Source organism: Alsobacter metallidurans, assembly GCF_014636935.1.
GTDB lineage: Bacteria > Pseudomonadota > Alphaproteobacteria > Rhizobiales > Beijerinckiaceae > Alsobacter > Alsobacter metallidurans.
On the sequence record NZ_BMES01000001.1, the window covers coordinates 978,983 to 1,000,873 of the forward strand.

At 69.5% G+C, this 21,891-nt stretch carries 15 protein-coding genes and 1 tRNA gene; 4 read left to right on the forward strand and 12 right to left on the reverse strand.

The genetic code is table 11. The features are described from left to right. The first annotated feature begins 171 nt into the window (after nucleotides 1–171). Both IEV99_RS04275 and IEV99_RS04280 read left to right on the forward strand, forming a co-directional pair. Entirely contained in the window at nucleotides 172–354 is a 183-nt protein-coding gene (locus IEV99_RS04275; protein ID WP_188516464.1) for a hypothetical protein, read from the forward strand. A gap of 415 nt (nucleotides 355–769) precedes the next feature. Further along, nucleotides 770–2,497, forward strand: coding sequence for a M10 family metallopeptidase C-terminal domain-containing protein (locus IEV99_RS04280; protein WP_188516465.1), 1,728 nt, complete (start codon nucleotides 770–772; stop codon nucleotides 2,495–2,497). Between the two features lie 65 nt (nucleotides 2,498–2,562). On the opposite strand, the gene IEV99_RS04285 is transcribed toward IEV99_RS04280, so the two are convergent. The 3 genes from IEV99_RS04285 to IEV99_RS04295 form a co-directional block, all read right to left on the reverse strand. Continuing rightward, nucleotides 2,563–2,639 (reverse strand) — tRNA-His (locus tag IEV99_RS04285). A gap of 265 nt (nucleotides 2,640–2,904) precedes the next feature. Then, nucleotides 2,905–4,140 (reverse strand): phasin family protein, encoded by a 1,236-nt coding sequence (locus tag IEV99_RS04290; RefSeq protein ID WP_188516466.1) that lies wholly within the window; start codon nucleotides 4,138–4,140, stop codon nucleotides 2,905–2,907. A gap of 195 nt (nucleotides 4,141–4,335) precedes the next feature. Further along, on the reverse strand, nucleotides 4,336–4,788 hold the full coding sequence (locus IEV99_RS04295; RefSeq protein WP_188516467.1) for a phasin: 453 nt from the start codon (nucleotides 4,786–4,788) through the stop codon (nucleotides 4,336–4,338). Between the two features lie 255 nt (nucleotides 4,789–5,043). Here IEV99_RS04295 and IEV99_RS04300 point away from each other — a divergent pair, with 255 nt between their 5' ends. Beyond that, on the forward strand, nucleotides 5,044–8,289 hold the full coding sequence (locus tag IEV99_RS04300; protein ID WP_188516468.1) for an ATP-binding protein: 3,246 nt from the start codon (nucleotides 5,044–5,046) through the stop codon (nucleotides 8,287–8,289). A gap of 3 nt (nucleotides 8,290–8,292) precedes the next feature. Here IEV99_RS04300 and IEV99_RS04305 read toward each other — a convergent pair whose 3' ends face one another. The 9 genes from IEV99_RS04305 to IEV99_RS04345 all read right to left on the reverse strand — a co-directional run bounded on the left by IEV99_RS04305 (nucleotide 8,293) and on the right by IEV99_RS04345 (nucleotide 20,082). Further along, nucleotides 8,293–11,013 carry a bifunctional acetate--CoA ligase family protein/GNAT family N-acetyltransferase gene (locus tag IEV99_RS04305; protein WP_188516469.1) on the reverse strand — a complete coding sequence of 907 codons (2,721 nt, stop codon included), beginning with the start codon at nucleotides 11,011–11,013 and terminating at the stop codon, nucleotides 8,293–8,295. 419 nt (nucleotides 11,014–11,432) lie between these two features. Further along, complete coding sequence (locus tag IEV99_RS04310; RefSeq protein ID WP_188516470.1) at nucleotides 11,433–12,587, reverse strand: acyl-CoA dehydrogenase family protein; 1,155 nt, start codon at nucleotides 12,585–12,587, stop codon at nucleotides 11,433–11,435. Nucleotides 12,588–12,656: 69 nt separating this feature from the next. Continuing rightward, a complete protein-coding gene (locus tag IEV99_RS04315) occupies nucleotides 12,657–13,127 on the reverse strand; it encodes a hypothetical protein (RefSeq protein ID WP_308469342.1) in 471 nt (156 codons plus the stop codon). A 567-nt stretch (nucleotides 13,128–13,694) separates the two neighbouring features. Continuing rightward, complete coding sequence (locus IEV99_RS04320) at nucleotides 13,695–15,296, reverse strand: L,D-transpeptidase family protein (protein WP_188516472.1); 1,602 nt, start codon at nucleotides 15,294–15,296, stop codon at nucleotides 13,695–13,697. Between the two features lie 329 nt (nucleotides 15,297–15,625). Then, nucleotides 15,626–16,297 (reverse strand): LutC/YkgG family protein, encoded by a 672-nt coding sequence (locus tag IEV99_RS04325; RefSeq protein ID WP_188516473.1) that lies wholly within the window; start codon nucleotides 16,295–16,297, stop codon nucleotides 15,626–15,628. Then, entirely contained in the window at nucleotides 16,294–17,727 is a 1,434-nt protein-coding gene (locus IEV99_RS04330; RefSeq protein WP_188516474.1) for a LutB/LldF family L-lactate oxidation iron-sulfur protein, read from the reverse strand. The genes IEV99_RS04325 and IEV99_RS04330 overlap by 4 nt, the downstream gene beginning before the upstream one ends. Before the next feature lies 1 nt (nucleotide 17,728). Next, the gene (locus IEV99_RS04335; protein WP_280514629.1) at nucleotides 17,729–18,508 is read right to left on the reverse strand and encodes a (Fe-S)-binding protein; all 780 of its coding nucleotides are present in this window, start codon (nucleotides 18,506–18,508) and stop codon (nucleotides 17,729–17,731) included. Between the two features lie 113 nt (nucleotides 18,509–18,621). Continuing rightward, nucleotides 18,622–19,014, reverse strand: a complete 393-nt coding sequence (locus IEV99_RS04340) for a c-type cytochrome (RefSeq protein ID WP_188516475.1) — start codon at nucleotides 19,012–19,014, stop codon at nucleotides 18,622–18,624. A gap of 150 nt (nucleotides 19,015–19,164) precedes the next feature. Beyond that, a complete protein-coding gene (locus IEV99_RS04345) occupies nucleotides 19,165–20,082 on the reverse strand; it encodes a LysR family transcriptional regulator (RefSeq protein ID WP_188516476.1) in 918 nt (305 codons plus the stop codon). 199 nt (nucleotides 20,083–20,281) lie between these two features. On the opposite strand from IEV99_RS04345, the gene IEV99_RS04350 reads away from it, so the two are divergent. Continuing rightward, nucleotides 20,282–21,733: an FAD-linked oxidase C-terminal domain-containing protein gene (locus tag IEV99_RS04350; RefSeq protein WP_188516477.1), complete on the forward strand. Its 1,452-nt coding sequence runs from the start codon at nucleotides 20,282–20,284 to the stop codon at nucleotides 21,731–21,733. Nucleotides 21,734–21,891: the final 158 nt, after the last annotated feature.

The following is a 21,891-nucleotide window of genomic DNA, read 5'->3' on the forward strand; positions in this document are numbered from 1 at the left end:
CGGGTGTGAGCCGAGCAAACCGCCGGCTCCGCCGATTGTTCCGATGCCGTTCGCCGCGTGCGGTGGCCATCGGGAATGGCGGGAGGCTTGCGCAAGCCGGTAACGCTTTGCTCACCATGGCGGCCCGGCTCTTGCGCCCTGTGCGACGGGGAACCCGCGCTGGAGCCGAAAATGTCTGAAATCAGCACAGAATCGTCCACGGATCGTTCGCTGGCGCCCGAGCCCAAGCCCGCGCGCTTGTCCGAAAACAACACGCGGCCGCTGATGTTCGCGCTCATCGGGGCCAGTCTCGTGCTGTTGCTGGGCTGGATGGCGTTCTTGGGCTGGGCCGTGGTCTGGCTGATCCACGCTTAAAGACGGCCCACTTGGCGCGATCATTTAATGCCCACGTACGGCGCCGCGCTTAACGAAATGCGGCCGCAGCACGCCGCACCCGCTGCGCGAGCCCCGCACAAACCCTGATCGTAAAGGCGCGAATGTCCGCCTTCGCGTCGTGTCGCTATAAGAGCCGCGGCAAGTCTGGGGGCAGACGCCGCCGGCGAGGCAATCAGCTGAGCGGTTCCGAGCGGCCGTCGACGTCGGGGGGCGTCGGCGGCCGTTTCGTTGCGCAGTGTTGCACCGGCCGCGCAGCTTTGCGTCGCCGTTTAAGATAAACGTTTCGTTGACGAAGCAGGCCGATCAATAGGCCAACGCCTCTTGCTCGCCGCAGGGCGGGCCATGGGCCATTGGGCCCGGCCCTGTCTCGAACGCCTCATCGACGGACACGACCATGCCCGCAGTCTCCACATTTTCGCCCACCGGCGTTTCCACGATCGACGGTTTGCTGGGCGGGACCAAATGGGCCGTCTCTGCCTTTACGTATAGCTTCCCGTCAAGCGCGTCGTTTTACGGGGCCATTTACGGCGACGGCGAGCCGTCCACCGGCTTCGGCGCGCTCAACCTCGTGCAGCAGGCCGCCACGCGCGATGCGCTCGGGATGTATGCGGCGGTCGCGAACCTGGCCTTTACCGAAAAACCCGAGACCCTGACCCAGCACGCGGACCTGCGCTACGCCATGTCCGACGCGCCCCCGACCGCCTGGGCCTATTATCCGACCCCCGCGGCCGAGGGGGGCGACGCCTGGTTCAACAACGCCAGCGGCGAATACGCCAACCCGGTAAAGGGAACCTACGCCTATCAGGGCTTCATTCACGAGACCGGCCACGCGCTCGGCCTCAAGCACCCGCACGAGGTCGACGGCGCGTTCGGGGCCATGCCGCTGGCCCACGACTCGCTCGAATACACCGTGATGAGCTACCGCTCCTTTGTCGGCGCATCCACGACGACCGGCTACACCAACGGCGACTACGACTACCCGCAGACCCTGATGATGGACGACATCCGCGCCATCCAGCAGCTTTATGGGGCCAACTTCAACACCCAGGCGGGCGACACTGTTTACCGCTGGAGCCCGACCACCGGGGAGCTGTCGATCAACGGCGTCGGCCAGGGCGCCCCCGGCGCCAATCACGTGTTCATGACGCTGTGGGACGGGAACGGCGTCGACACCTACGACTTCTCGGCCTACGCGACCAACCTGAGCGTCGATCTGCGGCCGGGCGCATGGACCAAGACCTCCTCCGCCCAGCTCGCGCATCTCGATTACTACGGCGCCGACACGCATCGGGCGGCCGGCAACATCGCCAACGCGCTGCAGTTCAACGGCGACGTCCGCTCGCTGATCGAGAACGCCAACGGCGGCGCCGGCAATGACAGCATGATCGGAAATCAGGCCGCAAACGTCCTCAAGGGCGGCGCGGGCGCCGACACGCTCCAGGGCCTGGACGGCGCCGACAGCCTCTACGGGCAGGATGGAGCCGACGTCCTGATCGGCGGACAGAAGGGCGACCTGCTCGACGGCGGAGCCGGGATCGACACCGCGAGCTACGCGACCTCAACCGCCGGGGTGCTCGTGGACCTCGTCAGCGTCGCGGCCAACACGGGCGACGCGCTCGGCGACAGGTTCGTGAGCATCGAAAACATCACCGGCTCCGGCCTTGCCGACACCCTGCGGGGCGACAACTTCGCCAACACGCTCACGGGTGGCGTGGGCAATGACGTCCTTTACGGCCGCGGCGGCGCCGACACGCTGGTCGGCGGCGGTGGCAACGACACCATTAATGGCGGCGGGGGCGCAGACGTCCTGAACGGCGGCGCCGGCGCGGACATGTTCGTGTTCCAGACCCTCGCGGAGGCCAATCCGGCCAGCCGCGTCACCATCCAGGACTTCGTGTCCGGCACGGACAAGGTGTACCTGCGCTCGATCGACGCCGACGCAAACGTCGCGGGCGACCAGGCCTTCGTGTTCATCGGCGCTAGCGCCTTCTCGCACCATGACGGCGAACTGTGCTTCGCGGCCGGCATCCTGTCGGGCGACGTCAACGGCGACGGCGTCGCCGACTTCCAGGTCAAGGTCCTGGGCTCAGCCGCCTTGGCGTCGACCGATTTCTATCTGTGAAGGGGGAGGGGGCCGTCGGGGCCTGCCCGGATGGCTGATCGCCCGGGCGATCTTCTTGCAAACGATGGTACAGCTGCCCCGGCTTGAACGGGGGACCTCTAGATCCACAATCTAGCGCTCTAACCAACTGAGCTACAGCTGCATGCCTCGTGTGCGGCGCGATACCTAGGCCGATTGCGCCGGGATTTCAACCCGCAATTTGCCCCGGCGGGAGCGAGCGGAAACGGATGCATCCGCGTCCATCCGTCATGGCCGGGCTTGTCCCGGCCATCCACGCCGACGCCCAGCGCGTGGATCCCCGGGGCAAGCCCGGGGATGACGTGGAGAGAGCGGAGCAATTCCGGCCAGCCTCCAACGAGCCGGCCCGCTTGGGCCTGCTCATCAGTCTTTCAGACGAAATCGTTCGCTCAGGACACGCGCGAGAACGTGTCGTCGATCGCCTTGCGAACCGGCTGCGTCGTCGCGCTGGCGGTGCGGTTGGCGATCTCGGCGAGGGCCTTCGCCTGCGCCGACAGCGTCTCGAACGACTGGCGGGCGTGGGTCGCCTGCAGCTCCACGGCTTCCGAAAGGGACTTCACGCCCGAGAGCGCCTTGAAAAAGCCGAGCGCCGAATCGGCGTTGGTCTGCAAGGCGCCGAGCAGCGTGTCGGAGAAGTCCTTCATGCCCTTGGCGACCGCTTCGCCGCTGCTCTCCATGCCGGTCTTCAGCGCATCCGTGGAGGACTGCAGCTTCGAATAGGCGGCGCGCGCCTGGTCGATCTGCTTGGCGGCGAGCTCCTTCAAGGCGTCGGGGGCGACCGGCAGAACCGGCGTCTTCAGAGCCGCAGCCTTGGGCGCCTCGGAACCGGCGCGCGTCACGGCGGCGACCGCTGCCTTGGGGGCGCTGACCGCCTGCGCGATGGCCGCTTTGGTGACAGCCTTGGCGGCGGGCTTCAACACGGCCGCGGGGGCCACGCTGGACTCGAGCGTGGCCGGGGCCGCCTTCGCGATGATCGGGTCGGGCTTCTTGGCGACCGTCGGCTTCAGGGCCGTGCGCTTGGAAGGCGCGCTGACCGCCTTGGCGGCGGCCGCAACCTTCGCGGCGGGCTTGGCGACCGGGGCGGCCGGCTTCACGGCGGCCGGCGCTGGCTTGGGCGCAGCGGCGATCACCGGCTTCTTCGCCAGGGGTCCGGCTGCAACCGCCTTGCCGATCACGGGCGCGGGCTTGGCCGGCGCGGGCTTCGCGACCTCGGGGGCTTTGACCGGGGCGGCGGCCTTGGCGGGAGCAGGGGCGGCCGGCTTGGCGGCCGTGACCGGAGCGGCGGCGCTCGCCGGAGCGGCGGCAGGCTTCACAACGGCGGCGGGCGCCTGGGGCGCGGAGGCCTTCACGGCCGGGGCCGGAGCAGGCTTGGCGGTCGGAGCCGGGGCAGGCTTGGCGGCCGCAACCGGAGCAGGCGCAGCGGCCTTCACGACCGGAGTCGGGGAAACATTCGCAACCGGAGCCGGCGCGGCCTTGGCGGCCGGCGGGGCGGCGGTTGTCGTAGGGGCGGTCGTCGTAGGTGCGGTCGTCGTGGGGGCGGCGGTCGCCGCAGGCGCAGCGGCAGTCGGAGCTGCGGCGGCCGTGCTGGTCGGCGGTGTCTTGGTCGGGGTGGACTGGTCAGCCATGATGGAGCTCTCTTCCCTGAACGCCTCGGTCGAAAGCCAAGGCCGGAAGGGGCCGCCCACTGATGCGGACCAAACGGTCCGGAGCCGCCCCAGGCAGCGCGAACCGGGGCGCTAGGTCGCCCCGGTCTTTGCGTGACGCGAACGCTTTACGGTCGCCCGCGCGAAGGGTGCGCGAGCGACGTCACACGCTGCAGATTACTGGCGCTTGAAGGTCTCGGCAGCCTTCTGCACGGTCGCCTGGGCGTCGGAGGTCGCCTTCTGCATGTTGGCCTGCGCCTCTGTGGCGGCCTTCTGCACGGTCGACTGCACGGAAGCGCCGAGCTCCTGCATCTGCGTCTGCAGAGCGGCGATCTGCGCCTTCACGAACTCGGCCTGATGCTCCATCACTTCCTTGACGTCCTTGGAGCGCACAAGCTTCTGGGCGAGATCAAACGCGGCGCCGACATTCTGCTCGGCGTAGCCCATCGCCTTGGTGGCGAAGTCCTTGCCGGTGACCTGCACGGTAGACGCCTGCGTTTCGGCGGCCGTCACGGCCTTGGTAGCGGCGCCCAGGAAGCCGTCGAAGGCCTTCTTGGCCTGCTCGACGCTCTTCTCGGCGAAGTCGCGCATCTCGTTCGGGATCTCGTAGTTCAGCGGGCCCTGAGCCATGGTCAACTTCCTCTACGGAGCCGCCATGACGAAACCCACCACGCCGCGGCTCCGGTCGTGTGGTGGTCTGATTGTGCAGTGCAACATAATGGTGCGACGCACAATCGTCAAGTCTCTTTCACGCGTTAACGCTAGAACCAATCGCCTTGTTCGAGGGTCTCGTTGCCGTTGGACGCAAGGGGGCCCGGCCCTCTATATTAAGGGATTGTTAGGCATATGAGCGCCGATTGAGTCCGGCGCAAGGGAGAGAGCAGCTTGTCGGACCGCGCCGATCCGAACGCGTCTGCGGCCTCGGCCGGAATCGATGGGGAACTGGCCGCTCTGGAAGCGCGTGGCCAGGCTGCTGTCGTGATCTCCGGATCGGGCGATCGCGTGCTCTGGGCCACCGGAGCCGGCGCCGCGTTGTTCGGCGTGTCCGATCCCGCTGCGCTCGCTCGCCAGACTCTCGATCCGGCGCTGACGCCCGTCCGGCGCTTCGCCGAGCTTGCCGCCGCGCAGGCCCCGGCCGGCGGCGTCCGCCTCGAGCGGCTACGCATCACGGCCAATCGGCGTGTGGAGCTCGTCACCTTCGCGTGTCGCCCCGCGACGCTGGCCAATGGCGAGGCGGTGCTCGTCGCCATTGCGATGAATGGCCCCGCGCGCCTCACGCCCTTCCGTCCCATGCGGGCCGCCTCGCCGCCGCCGGCTTTTGCAGCAACGCCTGCCGCCGAGCCTGAACCTGCCCTCGTGGACGCCGCCGCCCTGCGCGCCCGTTTCGATGGCCGCGCGCTGGCGCGGTTCACGTGGCGGACGGACGCGCAAGGGCTCCTCGAAGACATTTCTTCGGATTTTGCCCGCGTTGTCGGCGCCCATGCGCCCGCCATCGGGGCCGATCTCGCCGACCTCCGCGGCTTCGGCGCGCAGGACCGCGACGGGGCGCTCCCGGCTGCGCTGGCGCGCCGGCAGACATTCACCGGTGTGGACGTCGTGTGGCCGGTGGAGCGGGCCGAAGGCGGCGTGCTCGTCACGCTTTCGGGCGTGCCCAGCTTCAACCGTGCGCGGGAGTTCCAGGGCTATCGCGGCTTCGGCGTCGTGCATCTCGACGAACTTGTCCCATTGGCCGATGAGGACGCGGCGCCCGACGCTGGCGCAAGTCAGCCGTTGGCCAGCATCGCCGAAGCAGCGCCCCAAGGCGCGGCGTCCCCGCCCGCCGATGCGCCTGCCGCCCCGGTTTCGAGTCCGGCAGAGGCGACCGCCCTTGTGGCTCCCGCCCAGCCCATCGCGCCGGTGCAGCGTGACATCCTCTCGCTGAGCGACCCGGCGCCGCAATCCACGGCTCTCACGGTCGAAACCGTTAGGGAACACGCCGCGTCTGCGGCCGACGCGCCGCCGGATGAGTCCCATTTGCAGCCGGCGACCGAAGACGCATCCGCGCCGGTGATCGCCGATACGGCCGCGGACGAAGCTCCCGCCTTTGTCGTCGCGCCGCCAATCGCCGTCGAGCCGCCGCCGGCGGCCGTGACGCCCATCGCCCCGACGTCTCCGGCCGTCCCTACTGCGCCCACTGCCCCCGCGCAGCCGCCGCGTCCGGTGCTGCCGTTTGCGGTGCGCGGCTCAGCGCACGCCACGCTGGCTGCCGGCAAGGTTGTGCCGCTGCGCAGCGGCCCCGTCGGCGCGCCGGCCGGCGTGCTGGGCGGCCCCGGTCTCAGCCGCAGCGAGCGCAATGCATTCCGCGAGATCGCCCGTGCGCTGGGGGCCCGCGTCGAGGGTGAGGAGAGCGCCGGCGAACCGCCGCAGCCCTTGCCGCCGTTCGCGCCCGCCGACGCCGATTTGGAAGCGTCGACGGCCGACGAGGCGTTTCCGGCCGACGCGCCCGAGGCCGAGACCGAGCAACTCGAACTGAACGTCGAGGCTGAGCCGCCCGTCGACGCTGACGCGCCCGCTCCCGAGACCTCCGTTGTCGAGCACGACGGTGCGGCCGCGCAGGCGCCGACGGTCGACGAGCCGAACCACGCTGCCCCCGCAGAGCTGGTCTCAGACCTGGCCCGGCACGCGGAATCGATCTTCGATCGACTGCCGATCGGCGTCATCGTCAGTCGCGGCGAAGTCCCGATCGTGATGAACCGGACCCTGCTCGATTTGCTCGGCTACGAGACGGTGGACGACTTTCACCGCGAAAGCGGGCTCGACGGCCTGTTCCGGGGCCGCCCCGCCGAAAGCCTCTCCGCCAACGCGGAAGGCTCCACCGTGATGCTGACGGCGCGCGACGGCGACACCATCGCGGTGGATGCGCGGCTTCAAACCATTATGTGGGACGACCTGCCGGCGACGTTGATGTCGTTCCGCCGCGCGGTCGAGACCGAGACGCTGCCCAAGCTGAAGGCGATGGAGCTTGACCTGAAGCGTCGCTCCAACGACGTGCGCGAGCTTCGCGCAATTCTCGACACCGCCACCGACGGCGTGATCGTCCTCGACGAGGCCGGGCGCATTCTGTCCGTCAACAAGGCCGGCGAGGCGTTGTTCGGCTACGACCAGAACGAGGTTGCGGGCGAGACCTTCATCACGCTGTTCGCGCCCGACAGCCACGCGCTGGCGCTGGACTACCTGGAAGGCCTCAAGGCCAACGGCGTCGCCAGCGTGCTCAACGACGGCCGCGAGGTCGTCGGCCGGGTGCGGCAGGGCGGCCGCATCCCGCTGTTCATGACGCTGGGCGCCATCAGCGATGCGCCGGAGCGCAAGTTCTGCGCGGTGCTGCGCGACATCACGCCGTGGAAAAAGGCCGAGACGGACCTCATGGAGGCTAAGCGCGCCGCCGAGCACGCCAGCGCCCAGAAGTCCGACTTCCTGGCCAAGATCAGCCACGAGGTCCGCACGCCCTTGTCGGCCATCATCGGCTTCGCCGAGGTGATGATCGAGGAGCGCTTCGGCCCGATCGGCAACGAGCGCTACCTCGAATACCTGCGCGACATCCACGCCTCGGGCGGCCACGTGATCAGCCTGGTCAACGACCTGCTCGACCTGTCCAAGATCGAGGCCGGCAAGTTCGACCTCAACTTCATTAGCGTCGACGCCAACGAGATCGTCAGTCGCTCGGTCGCGATGATGCAGCCGCAGGCCGGCGCGGGCCGCGTCGTGCTGCGCACCAGCCTCAGCCAGCGCCTGCCGCGCGTGGTCGCGGACGAGCGCGCCCTGCGCCAGATCGTGCTCAACATCCTGTCCAACGCCGTGAAGTTCACCGATCCGGGCGGGCAGGTGATCGTCTCCACGGCCTTCACGGACCGGGGCGAAGTGGCGCTGCGGGTGCGCGACACCGGCATCGGCATGAGCGAAAAGGAAATCGAGACCGCGCTGGAGCCCTTCCGCCAGGTCTCGGCCACCCGCCGCGGCGGCACCGGCCTCGGCCTGCCGCTGACCAAGGCGCTGGTGGAGGCCAACCGCGCCTCCCTCACCATTCGCTCCGCCAAGGACGCCGGCACGCTGGTGGAAGTCACCTTCCCGACCACCCGGGTCTTGTCGGAGTAGCCGCTACTCCGCCGCCTGCGCCTGGATGCGACCCAGCTCCAGCACGACGTTCTTGATGTCGCGGTCGTCCGGGTCGGCATGCGCGACGAAGCCGAGCGCCTCGCACATCGCCAACATGGTGGTGTTCTCGCGCAGCACCTGGCCGTGGACGGTCTTGATGCCGTCCTCCTTGGCGTAGTCGATCATCAGCCGCATCAGCGCCCAGCCGAGGCCGCGGCCCTTCAGGTCCGAGCGCAGCAGGATGGCGTATTCGCCGGTGTCGTGGTTGGCGTCCGCATGGAGGCGCACCACGCCCAGCAACGCGCCGGTCTCCACTTCCAGCGCCGCGAACGCGATGGCGCGCGAGTAGTCGAGCTGCGTCAGCCGGGCGATGAAGGCGTGGCTGAAGTCCTTCACCTTGGCGAAGAACCGCAGCCGCAAATCCTCGGGCGTCACCTTCTTGAAGAACTCCACGTAAAGCGGCTCGTCCTCGGGCCGCACCGGGCGGACGAAGACCTTCCAGTCGTCCTTCAGGGTCAGCGACCGCTCCCACTGCTTGGGATAGGGCTTGATGGCGAAGCGCGGGTTCAGGGCCGAGCGCCGCACCGAAGCCGGAACCGCCTCGATGCCGATGCGCGCATCCAGCGCGATGCAGCCCTTCTCGTCGGCGATCAGCGGGTTGAGGTCGAGCTCGCGGATCTCCGGCACGTCGGCCGAGAGCTGCGCGATCTTCACCAGCGTCAGCGCCACCGCGTCCGTGTCGGCCGGCGGCACGTCGCGGTAGCCCTGCAGCAGCCGGTGGACGCGGGTGCGCGCCATCAGGGTGTGCGCCAGCGTCATGTCGAGCGGCGGCAGCGCGAGCGACTTGTCGTTGATCACCTCCACGGCCGTGCCGCCGCGCCCGAACGCCACGATGGGCCCGAAGGTCGGGTCGTCCGCCAGGCCGGCGATCAGCTCGCGCCCGCGCGGGCGGTGGATGGTGGGCTGCACGGTGACGCCGTCCAGCACGGCGTCCGGCCGCAGCTCGGCCACATGCGCCAGCATGGTGCGCGCCGCCTCCTCGATGGCAGCCGGGGTCGCGAGGTTCAGCACCACGCCGCCGACGTCCGACTTGTGCGTGATCTGCTGCGACAGGATCTTGATCGCCACCGCGTGGCCCTGCGCCAGGAACGTCGCCCCGATCGCCGCCGCCTCGGCGGGCGTCGCCGCCCGGCGCACGGGCGCGACCGGGATCTGGTAGGCCTCCAGCACGCCCGTCACGGCGACCGGGTCGAGCCAGCGCTCGCCTCGCGCCAGCCCGGCGCGCACCAGCGTCCGCGCGGTCTCGACGTCGGGCGAGAACTCCTCCGGCAGGCTCGGCGGCATCTCCATGATGAGGTCCTGCGCCTTGCGGTAGGCGATCAGGTGCGTGATGCCCCGCACGGCGTCCGCCTCGCTCGCATAAGCGGGAATCCGCGCCTTCTCGAAGATCTCGCCGGCCTCCGCGGCGTCGCCCAGCCACACCGCGAACACGGGCTTGGGCTTGTAGCTCGACGCCCGGTGAGCCCGCACGACGTCCGCCACCGCCTGCGCGGCGGCCTTGCTGGACACCAGCGCGGTGGGGCAGTTCATCACCAGCACGGCGTCCGTGCCGTCGTCCTTCAGCATCAGCTCCAGCGCGGCCGCGTAGCGCTTCTCGCCGGCGTCGCCGATGATGTCGACGGGGTTGCCGCCGGACCATCCCGCCGGCATGGCGGCGTTCAGCGCCTGCAGGGTGTCCCGCGTCAGCACTGCCAGCTGGTCGCCAAGATCCGTGATCCTGTCCACCGCCAGCACGCCGAGCCCGCCCCCGTTGGTGAGCACGCCGATGCGGTCGCCTTTGAACGGCCCGACGCGCGACAGCGTCTCCACGGCGGCGAACAACTCGTCCAGGTCGTACACCCGCAGCAGCCCCGCCCGTCGGAACGCCGCCTCATACACGGCGTCCGAGCCCGCCAATGCGCCCGTATGGGTGCGGGCGGCCTGCGCGGCGGCCTTGTGGCGGCCGGATTTCACCACCACGACCGGCTTGGTGCGTGCGGCCGCCCGGGCGGCAGACATGAACTTCCTCGCGTCGTTGATGGACTCCACGTAAAGCAGGATCGCCCGTGTCCCGCGGTCCTGCGCGAAATGATCGAGGCAGTCGCCAAAATCCACGTCGATCTTGTCGCCCAGCGACACGATGCCCGAGAAGCCGACGCCCCGGTTGCCCGCCCACTCGATCAGCGCGGCCGCGATTGCGCCCGATTGCGAGATCAGCGCCAGGTCTCCCACCAGCGCCGGCCGCGCCGCGAAGCTGGCGTCGAATTGCGCGCCCGGCGCGATCACGCCGATGCAGTTTGGTCCGACGATGCGCAGGCCCGTGCGCCGCGCCGAAGCCGCGATGCGCTCTTCGGCTGAGCCCGGCCCCCGGTCGAACCCGGCCGTGATGATGATGGCCGCGCACACGCCGAGGCGGCCTGCCTCGTCGACGATGTCCGGAACGGCCTCCTTGGGGGCCGCGATTACGACCACGTCCGGCGCTTGTGGGATGGCCGAGAGCGAAGGCACGCACGCAACGCCGTCAATGCTGGCGTGGCGCGGATTCACGAGATGCAACGGGCCCTTGAAGCCCGCCCGCAGCAGATTCTGCAGCACGGCCCGGCCCAGAGACCCTTCCCGCGGACTGGCGCCCACCAGCGCGACGGAGCGGGGCGCGAACAGGTTTTCAAGGCGATAGGTGCTCATGAGCCCTCGCTGCGGCCTAGGGGAAAGGCGGCTTTGCTATCCCATCACTACGACGAAACTCCGACCGCCGCGCTGCGATATCGCAATGCAGCATGATGTCTCCCAAGCTCCCCGTCATTGCGAGCCGAAGGCGAAGCAATCCAGGCGCCGAGCGGAGGGTGCAAAGCCCTGGCTTGTGGCCCCAAGCCCGGCGCCTGGATTGCTTCGCTGCGCTCGCAATGACGAGAGGAGAAGCGCCAGTGCTTTTCCGATCTCTCCTCCGTCATCCCCGGCGACCTGCGGAGCAGGTCGGGAAGGGGATCCAGGGGCAAAGGCGCTCACTACTGGATCCCCTTCCCGGCGCTGCGAGCCGCCGGGGATGAAGGAGAGAGTTGCGCCTCGACCCAACTGAGTTGGTGACCGGGTTACGGCCTCGCGGCTCACAAGTTCCGCAGCGTCTCCCGTGCGATGATCACGCGCTGAATCTCGGATGTCCCCTCATAGATGCGTGTGATCCGGGCGTCCCGCGCCAGCCGCTCCACCGGGTAGTCGCGAATGTAGCCGGCGCCGCCCAGAAGCTGGATCGCCGTGTCCGTGCACCGGTGCGCCGCCTCGCTGGCGAACAGCTTGGCCATGGAGGCTTCCTTGGCGAAGGGCTCGCCGCGGTCCTTTTTGGCCGCCGCGCTCAGGATCAGCAGCCGGGCGGCCTCGAGATCGGTCTCCCGGTCGGCGATCATCCATTGCACGCCCTGGAACTCGGCGATCGGCTGGCCGAACTGCTGCCGGTCGCGCGCATGCGCCTTGGCCACGTCCATGGCGGCGCGCGCGATGCCGAGCGACAGGGCCGCCACGCCGATGCGCCCGCCGGCCAGTTCGCCCACCGCGATCCGGAACCCGTCGTTCTCGCGCCCCATCAGCGCCGAGGCGGGCACGCGGCAATCGTCGAAAATCACCGTGTTGGTGGAGGAGCCGTGTTGGCCCATCTTCTCCTCGGCCTTGCCGATCACCAGCCCGGGCGTTCCGGCCTCGACCAGAAAGCACGAGATGCCCTTGCCCTTGGGCCGGTCCGGGTCGGTCACGGCCCACACCACGAACACGCCCGCATACTCGGCCGACGAAATGTAGATCTTGGAGCCGTCCAGCACGTAGCCGTCGCCGTCCCGCCGCGCCCGGGTGCGCATCCCGGCCGGGTCTGAGCCTGCGCCGCTCTCGGTCAGGCAAAACGCCCCGGCCGGGTAGGTCCCGTCCGCGAGCTTCGGCAGGTGCCGCCGCTTCTGCTCCTCCGATCCCACGGACTGGATCACCTCGCCGACCATGTTGGTGACCGAGACCCCCACGGTGGTGGCCGCGCAGGCATACCCGAGCGCCTCGATCGCGAGCGCGAACGCCACCGTGCCCGCGCCCGCGCCGCCATGGTCGGGGCTGACGTTCAGCGCCATGAAGCCGTTGTCGGCCAAGAGCTTCAGGTTCGCGAGCAGCTCGTCCCGGCCCTCGCCCCGGTCCAGCCGGGCCGCCAGCGGGGCGAGCCGTTCGGCCGCGATCCGCTCGGCCGCGGCGCGGATCATTTCTTCCTCGTCCGTGAAGGCGAAATGCATCGAGCGTCTCCGTTTGCGAGAGGCTAGCAGAGGCGCGCGCCGCCCTCCATCCCGGGCTGCAACCTGCGGCTACAAGGCCGCCGCGCTCGGATGCCAGCGCGGTTGAAAACCGGCCGAAAGCGCCGCCAATGACGTGGGCGGCGTCAGCACAAGCGCGATCCCGGCGGGTCGCGGCTCCGCACGCTCGTAGCCGCCCGGCGACCAGATCAGCGCCCGTTCGCCCTGAACCGCCAGGAACCGGCCCGCATCGTCCCGCACCATCGCGCCGTCGGGCAAGGTTTCCGCCGGGAGTTCGTGAACGCGCTGGAGTCGGCCATCCAGCCGCTCCTCATGGAGCCGCCGGTCGATCGCGGGAAAGAGCGGCGCCTCGGCCAGCCCCAGTCCGCGCACCATCGCGTCCCGATAAGCATGCGCGTCGGCCCGCCGACATTCCACGCAGGGCCGGTGCCCCGCCGCCAACGCGGTCGGTTCGTCGCAGAAGAAGAGCTCGGTGTAGCCCTGGCTGAACACCGCGCGGCGGCGCTCCTTGAATTGCAGCACGCAACAGATCCACGCCGGCGACGCCCACCGTCGCGCCCCAAGTCTGCGCGTCGCCGGATGGTGGATGCGGCCGCCCCGGTTTCCCAGCAGCGTCCCGCGAGAAGGCTCCGCCACGATGGACGCGTCAGGCCAGACGCGATTCTGCAAAGGCATGAGGCTGCCTCCCGAAAGTCCGACGCAAGCTTACGGACCCCCTTCCCGTCATTGCGAGCCGGATGCGAAGCAATCCAGCCTAGCAGCCGGCCTTCAGACTGGATTGCTTCGCTCGCGCTCGCAATGACGGGAGGGTGGCCTCGCCATTCCGAGCGCTCCGCCGTCATTGCGAGGAGCAAAGCGACGAAGCAATCCAGGCGCCGGGCGAAGGGCTACGCGTTCCGGCCCAGCCCCCTGGATTGCTTCGCTCCGCTCGCAGTGGGGGGAAGAAAAACGCGGCACTCTCCACCGTCATCCCCGGGCTCGACCCGGGGATCCACGCGCTGGGCTCCCGCGTGGATGGCCGGGGCGAGCCCGGCCATGACGGAGGAAACCGCGTGAACGAAACTCAGCCGGCGCGGTTCAGGGGCGCCTTTACCGTTGAGCCTGGCCGCGCGAGGCCTCGCGGCGGGGCGTCACCGTCGCGGTGGCGACCGGGTCGGTCGGCTCGGCCTTGTCCAGCCCGTACACGTCGTCGCGGAAGTTCACCGCGCCGTCGGCGGCCACGAAGCCCGTCATGTAGACCCAGGCCACCGGCACGGACTGCGGCAGGCGCACGTCCTTGCGTTCGGCCGAGGCCACCATGGCGTCCACCTGCTCGCGGCCCCAGCCCTGCGGCGCGAGCAGCCAGGTCACGAGGTCGAGCACGCCCGACACACGCACGCAGCCATGCGACAGGAAGCGGAAATCCTGCCCGAAATAGCGCTTGGACGGCGTGTCATGCATGTACACCGCATGCTGGTTCGGCATCTGGATGCGCACGATCCCGAGCGAGTTCGAAGCGCCGCTGTCCTGCCGCAGCGTGTAGTTCACGGCGCTCTCGTTGGTCCAGTTCACGCGGGCGGGGTCCACCACCTGTCCCTGGCCGTCGAGAATGCGGATGTTCTGCTTGCTCAGATAGGTCGGGTCCTTGCGCATCTTCGGGATGATTTCCCGGCGGATGATGCTGACCGGGACCGTCCAGGTCGGGTGGAAGTTGATGGCTCCGACCTTCGCCTCCACGGTGGGGGAGGCGTGCTCGGGATCGCCCACCACGGCGACGTAGCGCCGCACCACCTGGCCGTTCTCGATCGCCTCCACGGCGGCGGACGGGATGTTGACAACGATGTGTTTGGGGCCGAACGCGAAATTTGCGCTCTGCAGGCGCTGCGCCGAGAACAGGAGCTGCTTTTGCCGCTGCTCCGCCGGCACGTTCATGGCCTTGATGGTTGCGGGGCCGATCACGCCGGTTTCGGGCAGGCCGTGCCGCGCCTGGAAGCGCCGCATCGCGGCCGCCATCTCGCGGTCGTACTGGTCGGAGCCGTTGTCGGCCGCGAGATCGCTGGTGGCGGCGAGCCTCGTGCGGACCAGCGCGATGGCCGGGTCCTTGGCGCCCGGTTTCAGCAAGGGCCCGCCTTCCGGCAGGCTCGCCCAGCCGCCGCGCTCGGCCGCCTCCCCATAGGCGCGCGCCGCTTCGAGGATCGCCGCCACGCTGCCCGGATGGTAGCTGGGGCTCGGATCCTGCGTGATCTTCACCTCGGGCGGGGGACCCTTGGGCTTGGGCAGAGCGGCCGCCGGGCTCGCGGCGACGACCGGCAGAGGCGCGGCGGCCGGCCCGACCGCGGGAGCCGCCGCCGTCGAGGGCGCGGCCGGAGGGGCGGCCGGCGCCGCCGGCAACGTCGTCTGGACGGGCGCCGCTGGCGACGCGGCAGAGGCGGGCTGAGCCGGAGCCTGGGCGAGCGGCGCGGCGGGAGCGGACGGGCGAGCCGGGGCGGTTGCCTCGGCGGCGAGCGGCGGCAGCGCGGTCGGAGCAGTGAAACGCGTGGCGGGCGGCGCGGACGGCCGAACCGCAGGCGCGGCGGCGGGGGCGATGACCTGCGACGGCGTCGCGGCGGGACCCATGGCTTGCGCGAACGCCCGGTCCGCCGCAAGCGCCGTGGCGCAGATCAGCACGATCCGCAGGGAGGCCGAAACGGGGGAGGGGCGGCTGCACAACATGACACGCACTCACGACACACGTCGCGAAGGGTGAACCGGATTGGTTAACAGGAACCAACGCAACGGTGGCGAAGACGCGGCCATTCTGGGGCGGTCGCGGCCTCCGCATGGTGTGCGAGCGCCTGCAGAGCAGCGGCGGCATGGGGCCGGAATGGCGCGGCCACCCTCCCGTCATTGCGAGCGTGAGCGAAGCAATCCAGTCTAAAGGCCGGGCCGTTAGGCTGGATTGCTTCGCCTCTGGCTCGCAATGACGGCGAGGCGCTGGAATGGCGAGGCGCTGGAATGGCGTGGCGCTTAAACGGCGAGGCGCCGCAAACCAGCGCTGACGCTCAGCCCTTCACGAGCACGATGTGCAAGCTGCGGGGGCCATGGGCGCCGAGGAGCAGCGTCTGCTCGATGTCGGCCGAGCGAGACGGACCCGTTATCCAGTTCACCGTGCGGGGCATCTGACCCTTGCCATAGGCCTCGCGCAAGCGCGCCCACATGGTCTCGTAGTCGCCGACCACGTCTTTGCTCTGCAACACCACGATCGCGTAGTCGGGCAGCAGGTTGAGTGTGGACGGGTTTTCGGGGCCGGACGTCATCGTGAGCGTGCCCGTCTCGGCCACGCCCGCGAAGGCGTGGTTCACGGCGGCGAGGTCCTGCCCGTCGCTGCGGCCCTTGCTGACCTCCAGCGCGGTGTCGCCCCACGGCATGGCGGCGAGGCGCAGGTCGTCGCCCATCTTGATGCGGGCCGGCAGGTTGGAGGCGCGCAGGTAGTCCGCGATGGCGGCCGGCGCGTCCATGGCGCTGTCGACCTCCACGACGCTCGCCATGGCGGCCTCAGCCTGGGTCTTGAACAGGTCGATCAGCGCCTCGCCGATCAATTGCCCGCGCTGCGGAATGGCGCCCTTGGGCGCGCTCTCCAGCCGTTCCTGCACGATGTGGCGGCGCGGCGCCTCCGTGCCCTTCACGCCGAGCGAGCGGCGGATGGTGGCGAAGATCTCATCGCGAGCGGTCACCGGCGGCCCTCCGCCTTGCGGCTCTTCCACTGGTCCTGGAACGTCGCGCCCTGCGGCGCCGGGAAATCGCGGTAGTCGGTCCAGCCACCGGCGAGCGGCAGCGACGTGAACCGCCCCTTGTTGCGGCCGAGCAGCGCGAGCCCGCGCATCGCCACGCTGGTGGCCAGCCGGTAAAGCCGGGGGCGGCGGGCGAAGAAGCCCCAGGAGCCGATGCCGGTGCGCAGCGTCGCGGGCTGGAGGTGGCGCTCGAACTCGCGGTCGCGCCAGTGGCGCATCAGCTTCGGCAGCGGGATGCGCACCGGGCACACGCTCTCGCAGCGCCCGCAGAACGTGGAGGCGTTGGGCAGGTGGCCGGCCTTGTCGACGCCGATCAGCGAGGGCGACAGCACCGCCCCCATCGGACCCGGATAGACCCACCCATACGCGTGGCCGCCAACCGCGTGGTAGACCGGGCAGTGGTTCATGCACGCGCCGCAGCGGATGCAGCGCAACATGTCCTGGAAGGCGGTGCCGAGCATCGACGACCGGCCGTTGTCGAGGATCACCACGTGGTATTCCTCGGGCCCGTCCACGTCCTGCGGCCGGCGCGGGCCGGTGGAGAATGTGGTGTAGACGCTCATCTCCTGGCCGGTCGCCGACCGCGCCAGCACGCGCAGGATCTGCGACACGTCCTCCAGGGTGGGGACGATCTTCTCCAGCGAGGCGATCACGATGTGGACCTTCGGCATGGTCTGCGTCAGGTCGCCATTGCCCTCGTTGGTGACGATCACCGAGGTGCCGGTCTCGGCGATCAGGAAGTTCGCGCCCGTGATGCCGACGTCTGCTGCCAGGAACCGGTCGCGCAGGACGCCGCGCGCCTCGGTCAGCAGCTGCACCGGCTGGGAGAGGTCGCGGGCGGGATCGAGATGCGTGTGCACCCGGCGGAAGTCGCTCTCCACCTGCGTGGCGTTGAGGTGCACGGCCGGCGCGATGATGTGCGAAGGGATCTCGCCGCGCAGCTGGATGATGTATTCGCCCAGGTCGGTCTCGACCGGCCGGATGCCGGCCGCCTCCAGGGCCGTGTTGAGCTCGATCTCCTCCGAGATCATGCTCTTGCCCTTGGTCACCGTACGCGCGCCGACGCGGCGGCAGATGTCCAGGATGGCGCCGCGCGCCTCCTCGGCCGTGCGCGCCCAGTGCACGTGGCCGCCGGCGGCCGTCACCTTGCTCTCGTACTGCTCGAGATAGAGGTCGAGATGCGCCAGCGCGTGGTTTTTGATGTCACGCGCGCTGTCGCGCAGCGCCTCGAACTCCGGCAGCTTCGCGGCCACCACGGCGCGCTTGTCGATGAAGCCCTGGCGCACGTTGCCCATGGCCTTCTGCAGCTGCTCGTCCTGCAGCGCCCGGTGGGCGTTGTCCTTAAACTGTGGGGAAGTGACGTGCAGCGTCATGTCAGCGCTCCCGCTGGTCCGGCGCGCCGATCGGCGGCTCGTCCGTCATGCCGGCCAGCACCTCGGCGACATGGCGCACCGCGATGGGCTTGCCCTCGCGCGAGAGCTTGCCGGCCATGTTCATCAGGCAGCCGAGATCGCCCGCCAGCACCGTATGCGCGCCGCTGGCCGAGATCGCCTCGGTCTTCTTCTCGACAATGGAGTTGGAGATCTCGCCATACTTCACCGCGAAGGTGCCCCCGAAGCCGCAGCAGACTTCGTTTTCCTTCATCTCGGTCAGCGTCAGTCCCTTCACGGTGGCGAGCAGCTGGCGCGGCTGGCGCTTCACGTTGAGCTCGCGCAGGCCCGAGCAGCTGTCGTGGTAGGTGACGGTCCCGTCGAACCGGGCTTCGACCTCGGTCACGCCCATCACGTCGACCAGGAAACTCACGAGCTCGTAGGTCTTGGCCGCCAGCGCATCCGCCTTGCGGGCGATGTTGGGGTCGCCGGCGAAGAGCTCCGGGTAATGCGCCTTGATCTGCCCCGCGCAGGAGCCAGACGGCGCCACCACGTAGTCGAACGACGAGAACGCGGCGATGGCCTGCTCGGCCAGCGCACGCGCGGTGTCGCGGTCGCCAGAGTTGAAGGCGGGCTGGCCGCAGCAGGTCTGGCGCGGAACCTCCACCACGCAGCCGGCGTCCTCGAGCAGCTTCACGGCCGCGAACCCCACGGAAGGGCGCATCAGGTCCACGAGGCAGGTGACGAACAGCCCCACGCGGGGCCGCTGGGGGCGGGCGGTCAAGGGCACGGCTCAGGACAACTCCAACACGCGCGCGGCCTTGTGGCCGGCCGGCGCGCGACAGTGCACCGGCGCCGACTTCGTTTCAAGCGCGCCGCCGCGCCCCCGGCGTCGCGTCAGCTCTTCTTGCCGGTGGCGTCGAACTGCTTCAGGTAGGCCACGAGGTTGTCGATGTCGCCCTGCGCCTGGATGCCCGGAAAGATCATCTTGGTGCCCGGGATCTTGGCCTTCGGGTTCTTGATGTAGTCTTTGAAGGTCGCCTCGTCCCAGGTCAGGCCCGAGTTCTTGTTGGCCTCGGAGTAGCTGTAGCCCTCCACCGCGCCCGAATGACGGCCGATCAGGCCGTTCAGCTGCGGGCCTACGCCGTTCTTGGCGCCTTCGCCGATCTGGTGGCAGGCCTTGCACTTCAGGAAGACCTTTTCGCCCGCCGCGGCGTCCTGCGCAAAAGCCGAACCGGCCGACAACGCGAGCGCCGCGCCGGCGGCGAGGATGACGGTGAACTTGGTCATGGACGAAATCTCCCTTGAGGCGCATGCCCGCGTTGGCTGCAACTTGGCCATAGCATGAATGGCGGGCTTCGTTGCAGTGAACCTAGGTCGCACCCGCTAGACGCCGCCCGCATACGGGTGGTTCCGGCGTCACGGCGCCACGGCCCCCGCTTACGCCCCGGCCAGAAAGGCGAGCCCTTCGTCCCAGGGCGGCGTCGGACCGTAGAGATCGGCCAAATGATCGATGAATGCGCGCACCTTCTGGGCGAGGTGCCGGCGCGATGGGTAAACGGCGTGGATCGCGACCTTGCGCGCCCCGCCCAGCCCCGGCAGCACCCGCACGAGCCGCCCGTCGCGCAGCTCGGGCCCCACGTCCCAGGTCGAGCGCAGTGCGATGCCGGCCCCCGAGATCACGGATTCCCGCACCACTTCGCTGGAGTTGGTTTTCAGCGGGCTCTCGACCCGTACGGTCACGGGCCCATCCGGCCCATCCAGCCGCCACTGGTCCGTGTTGTGCGCCAGCAGCCGGTGCCGCGACAGATCGGCCAGCCGCTCCGGCACGCCATGCGCGGCGAGGTATTGCGGCGCCGCGCAGAGCACGCGGTGGTTGGGCGCGAGCCGGCGCGCCACGAGGCTGGAATCCTGCAGGTCCGCGATCCGCACCGCGAGATCGAAGCCTTCTCCGACGATGTCCACGAAGGCGTCGGACAAAACCAGGTCGACGGTCAGCTCAGGGTGCGCGTCCAGAAAGGCCGTCAGGTGCGGCGCGATATGCAGCCGCCCGAACGAGGTCGGCGCCGAAACCCGCAGCACGCCGCGCACCGCCGAGGAGCGCCGCGACACCCATGCTTCCGCCTCCTCGACGCTGGCCAGAATGGCCACGACACGCTCGTGAAAGCCCTGGCCAGCCTCCGTCAGGGCGATCTGCCGGGTCGTGCGATGCAGCAGCCGCGTTCCCAGCCGCTCCTCGAGCCGGCGGATGCGCTTCGAAATCACGGCCGGAGAAAAGCCGAGCTCCCGCCCTGCGCCGGACATGGAGCCGGCCGCCACCACGCGGGCGAAGATGTCGAGATCGGCGAGGGTGTTCATGGAGGCGCTCGGGGAGGCGGGAACTGAAAAGCGGCGGGGCGGCAGCGTCAGATAAGCACAAGGGCATGGACATTTGTGCCCTGGGAGAAATAATCCTGATCGACGCGGCATCCTGCAAGGCCCCGCGCAATCCGCTATGCTGAAAACTGAACACACGCGTTCACCCCGGCCGCCCTGCGCCGGAACGCCTGGAGGACCCATGAGCGGCATCGCTTTTCCGATCCCCGATGCGGGCGTGGTCGCCCGCCGGGACGAGATCGTCGCCGGCCTCGCGCGCCTCGTCGCCCCGGACGCGCTGGTGACCACCGAGGACGAGCGCCGCGCCTTTGAGACCGACGGCCTCACGGCCTATCGCCGCCTGCCGCTCGCCGTGGTGCTGCCCTCCACCACCGAGGAGGTCGCCTCCGTGCTGAAGTTCTGCAACGAGCATGGCGTCAAGGTCGTGCCGCGCGGGGCCGGCACGTCGCTGTGCGGCGGCGCCATCGCGCAGGAGGACGCCATCATCCTGGGCGTCTCCAAGATGAACCGCGTGCTGGACGTGAACTTCGGCGACCGCACCATGCGGGTGCAGTCCGGCATCACCAATTTGGCGGTCAGCGGCGCGGTGTCCTACGAGGGCTTCTTCTACGCGCCGGACCCCTCGTCGCAGCTCGCCTGCACGATCGCGGGCAATATCGCGATGAACTCGGGCGGCGCCCATTGCCTGAAATATGGCGTCACGACCAACAACATCCTGGGCGTCCGCATGGTGCTGCTGGACGGCACGATCGTGGACATCGGCGGCGACGCCCTGGATGCGCCCGGCTACGACCTGCTCGGGCTGGTGATCGGCTCCGAAGGCCAGCTCGGCGTCGTCACCGAGGCGACGCTGCGCATCCTGCGCGCCGCCGAGGGCGCCCGCCCGGTGCTGTTCGGCTTCGCGTCCAGCGAGAGCGCGGGCGAGTGCGTGGCCGCCATCATCGCGGCCGGCATCGTCCCGGTCGCGATGGAGTTCATGGACAAGCCCGCCATCCAGATCTGCGAGGACTTCGCCAAGGCCGGCTACCCGATGGACGCCGAGGCCCTGCTGATCATCGAGGTCGAGGGCTCGGACGCCGAGATGGACGCCACGCTGGCGCGCATCGTCGACATCGCCAAGGAGCACGGCGTCCAGACCGTGCGGGAATCCAAGTCCGCCATGGAGACGGCCGCCATCTGGAAGGGGCGCAAATCCGCCTTCGGGGCCACGGGCCGCATCGCCGACTACATCTGCATGGACGGCACCATCCCGACGGGCCAGCTCCCCTACGTGTTGAAGCGCATGGACGAGATCGTGAAGAGCTATGATCTTCGCGTCGCCAACGTGTTCCACGCGGGAGATGGCAACCTGCATCCGCTCATCATGTACAACGTCAACGACCCCGTGGAGGCCCACAAGGCCGAGGAGGCCGGCAACGACATCCTCAAGCTCTGCGTCGAGGTCGGCGGCTGCCTTACGGGCGAGCACGGCGTCGGCATCGAGAAGCGCGACCTGATGCGCCATCAGTTCACCGAGGTCGACCTCGAGCAGCAAATGCGCGTCCGCGCCGTGTTCGACCGCCAGTGGCTGCTCAACCCCGCCAAGGTCTTCCCCCTCGAAGGCCGCTGGCTCCCCGACAGCGAGGCGGCGTAGGCGGCGAAGCCCCTCATCCGACCCTTCGGGCCACCTTCTCCCCGTGCCGGGGCGAAGGGCGCGCCCGCCGCCGCAGCCGCAATCGACCCCCTCTCCCCGGCACGGGGAGAGGGCTGGGGTGAGGGCCTCTCCCCACCGCCTCAACCAAAGAAACGCGT

Excerpts from the sequence above, each read along its gene's own strand:
- IEV99_RS04275 (WP_188516464.1), top strand. The coding sequence starts at position 172 with ATGTCTGAAATCAGCACAGAATCGTCCACGGATCGTTCGCTGGCGCCC.
- IEV99_RS04280 (WP_188516465.1), top strand. The coding sequence starts at position 770 with ATGCCCGCAGTCTCCACATTTTCGCCCACCGGCGTTTCCACGATCGAC.
- IEV99_RS04290 (WP_188516466.1), bottom strand. The coding sequence starts at position 4,140 with ATGGCTGACCAGTCCACCCCGACCAAGACACCGCCGACCAGCACGGCC.
- IEV99_RS04295 (WP_188516467.1), bottom strand. The coding sequence starts at position 4,788 with ATGGCTCAGGGCCCGCTGAACTACGAGATCCCGAACGAGATGCGCGAC.
- IEV99_RS04305 (WP_188516469.1), bottom strand. The coding sequence starts at position 11,013 with ATGAGCACCTATCGCCTTGAAAACCTGTTCGCGCCCCGCTCCGTCGCG.
- IEV99_RS04310 (WP_188516470.1), bottom strand. The coding sequence starts at position 12,587 with ATGCATTTCGCCTTCACGGACGAGGAAGAAATGATCCGCGCCGCGGCC.
- IEV99_RS04320 (WP_188516472.1), bottom strand. The coding sequence starts at position 15,296 with ATGTTGTGCAGCCGCCCCTCCCCCGTTTCGGCCTCCCTGCGGATCGTG.
- IEV99_RS04330 (WP_188516474.1), bottom strand. The coding sequence starts at position 17,727 with ATGACGCTGCACGTCACTTCCCCACAGTTTAAGGACAACGCCCACCGG.
- IEV99_RS04340 (WP_188516475.1), bottom strand. The coding sequence starts at position 19,014 with ATGACCAAGTTCACCGTCATCCTCGCCGCCGGCGCGGCGCTCGCGTTG.
- IEV99_RS04345 (WP_188516476.1), bottom strand. The coding sequence starts at position 20,082 with ATGAACACCCTCGCCGATCTCGACATCTTCGCCCGCGTGGTGGCGGCC.
- IEV99_RS04350 (WP_188516477.1), top strand. The coding sequence starts at position 20,282 with ATGAGCGGCATCGCTTTTCCGATCCCCGATGCGGGCGTGGTCGCCCGC.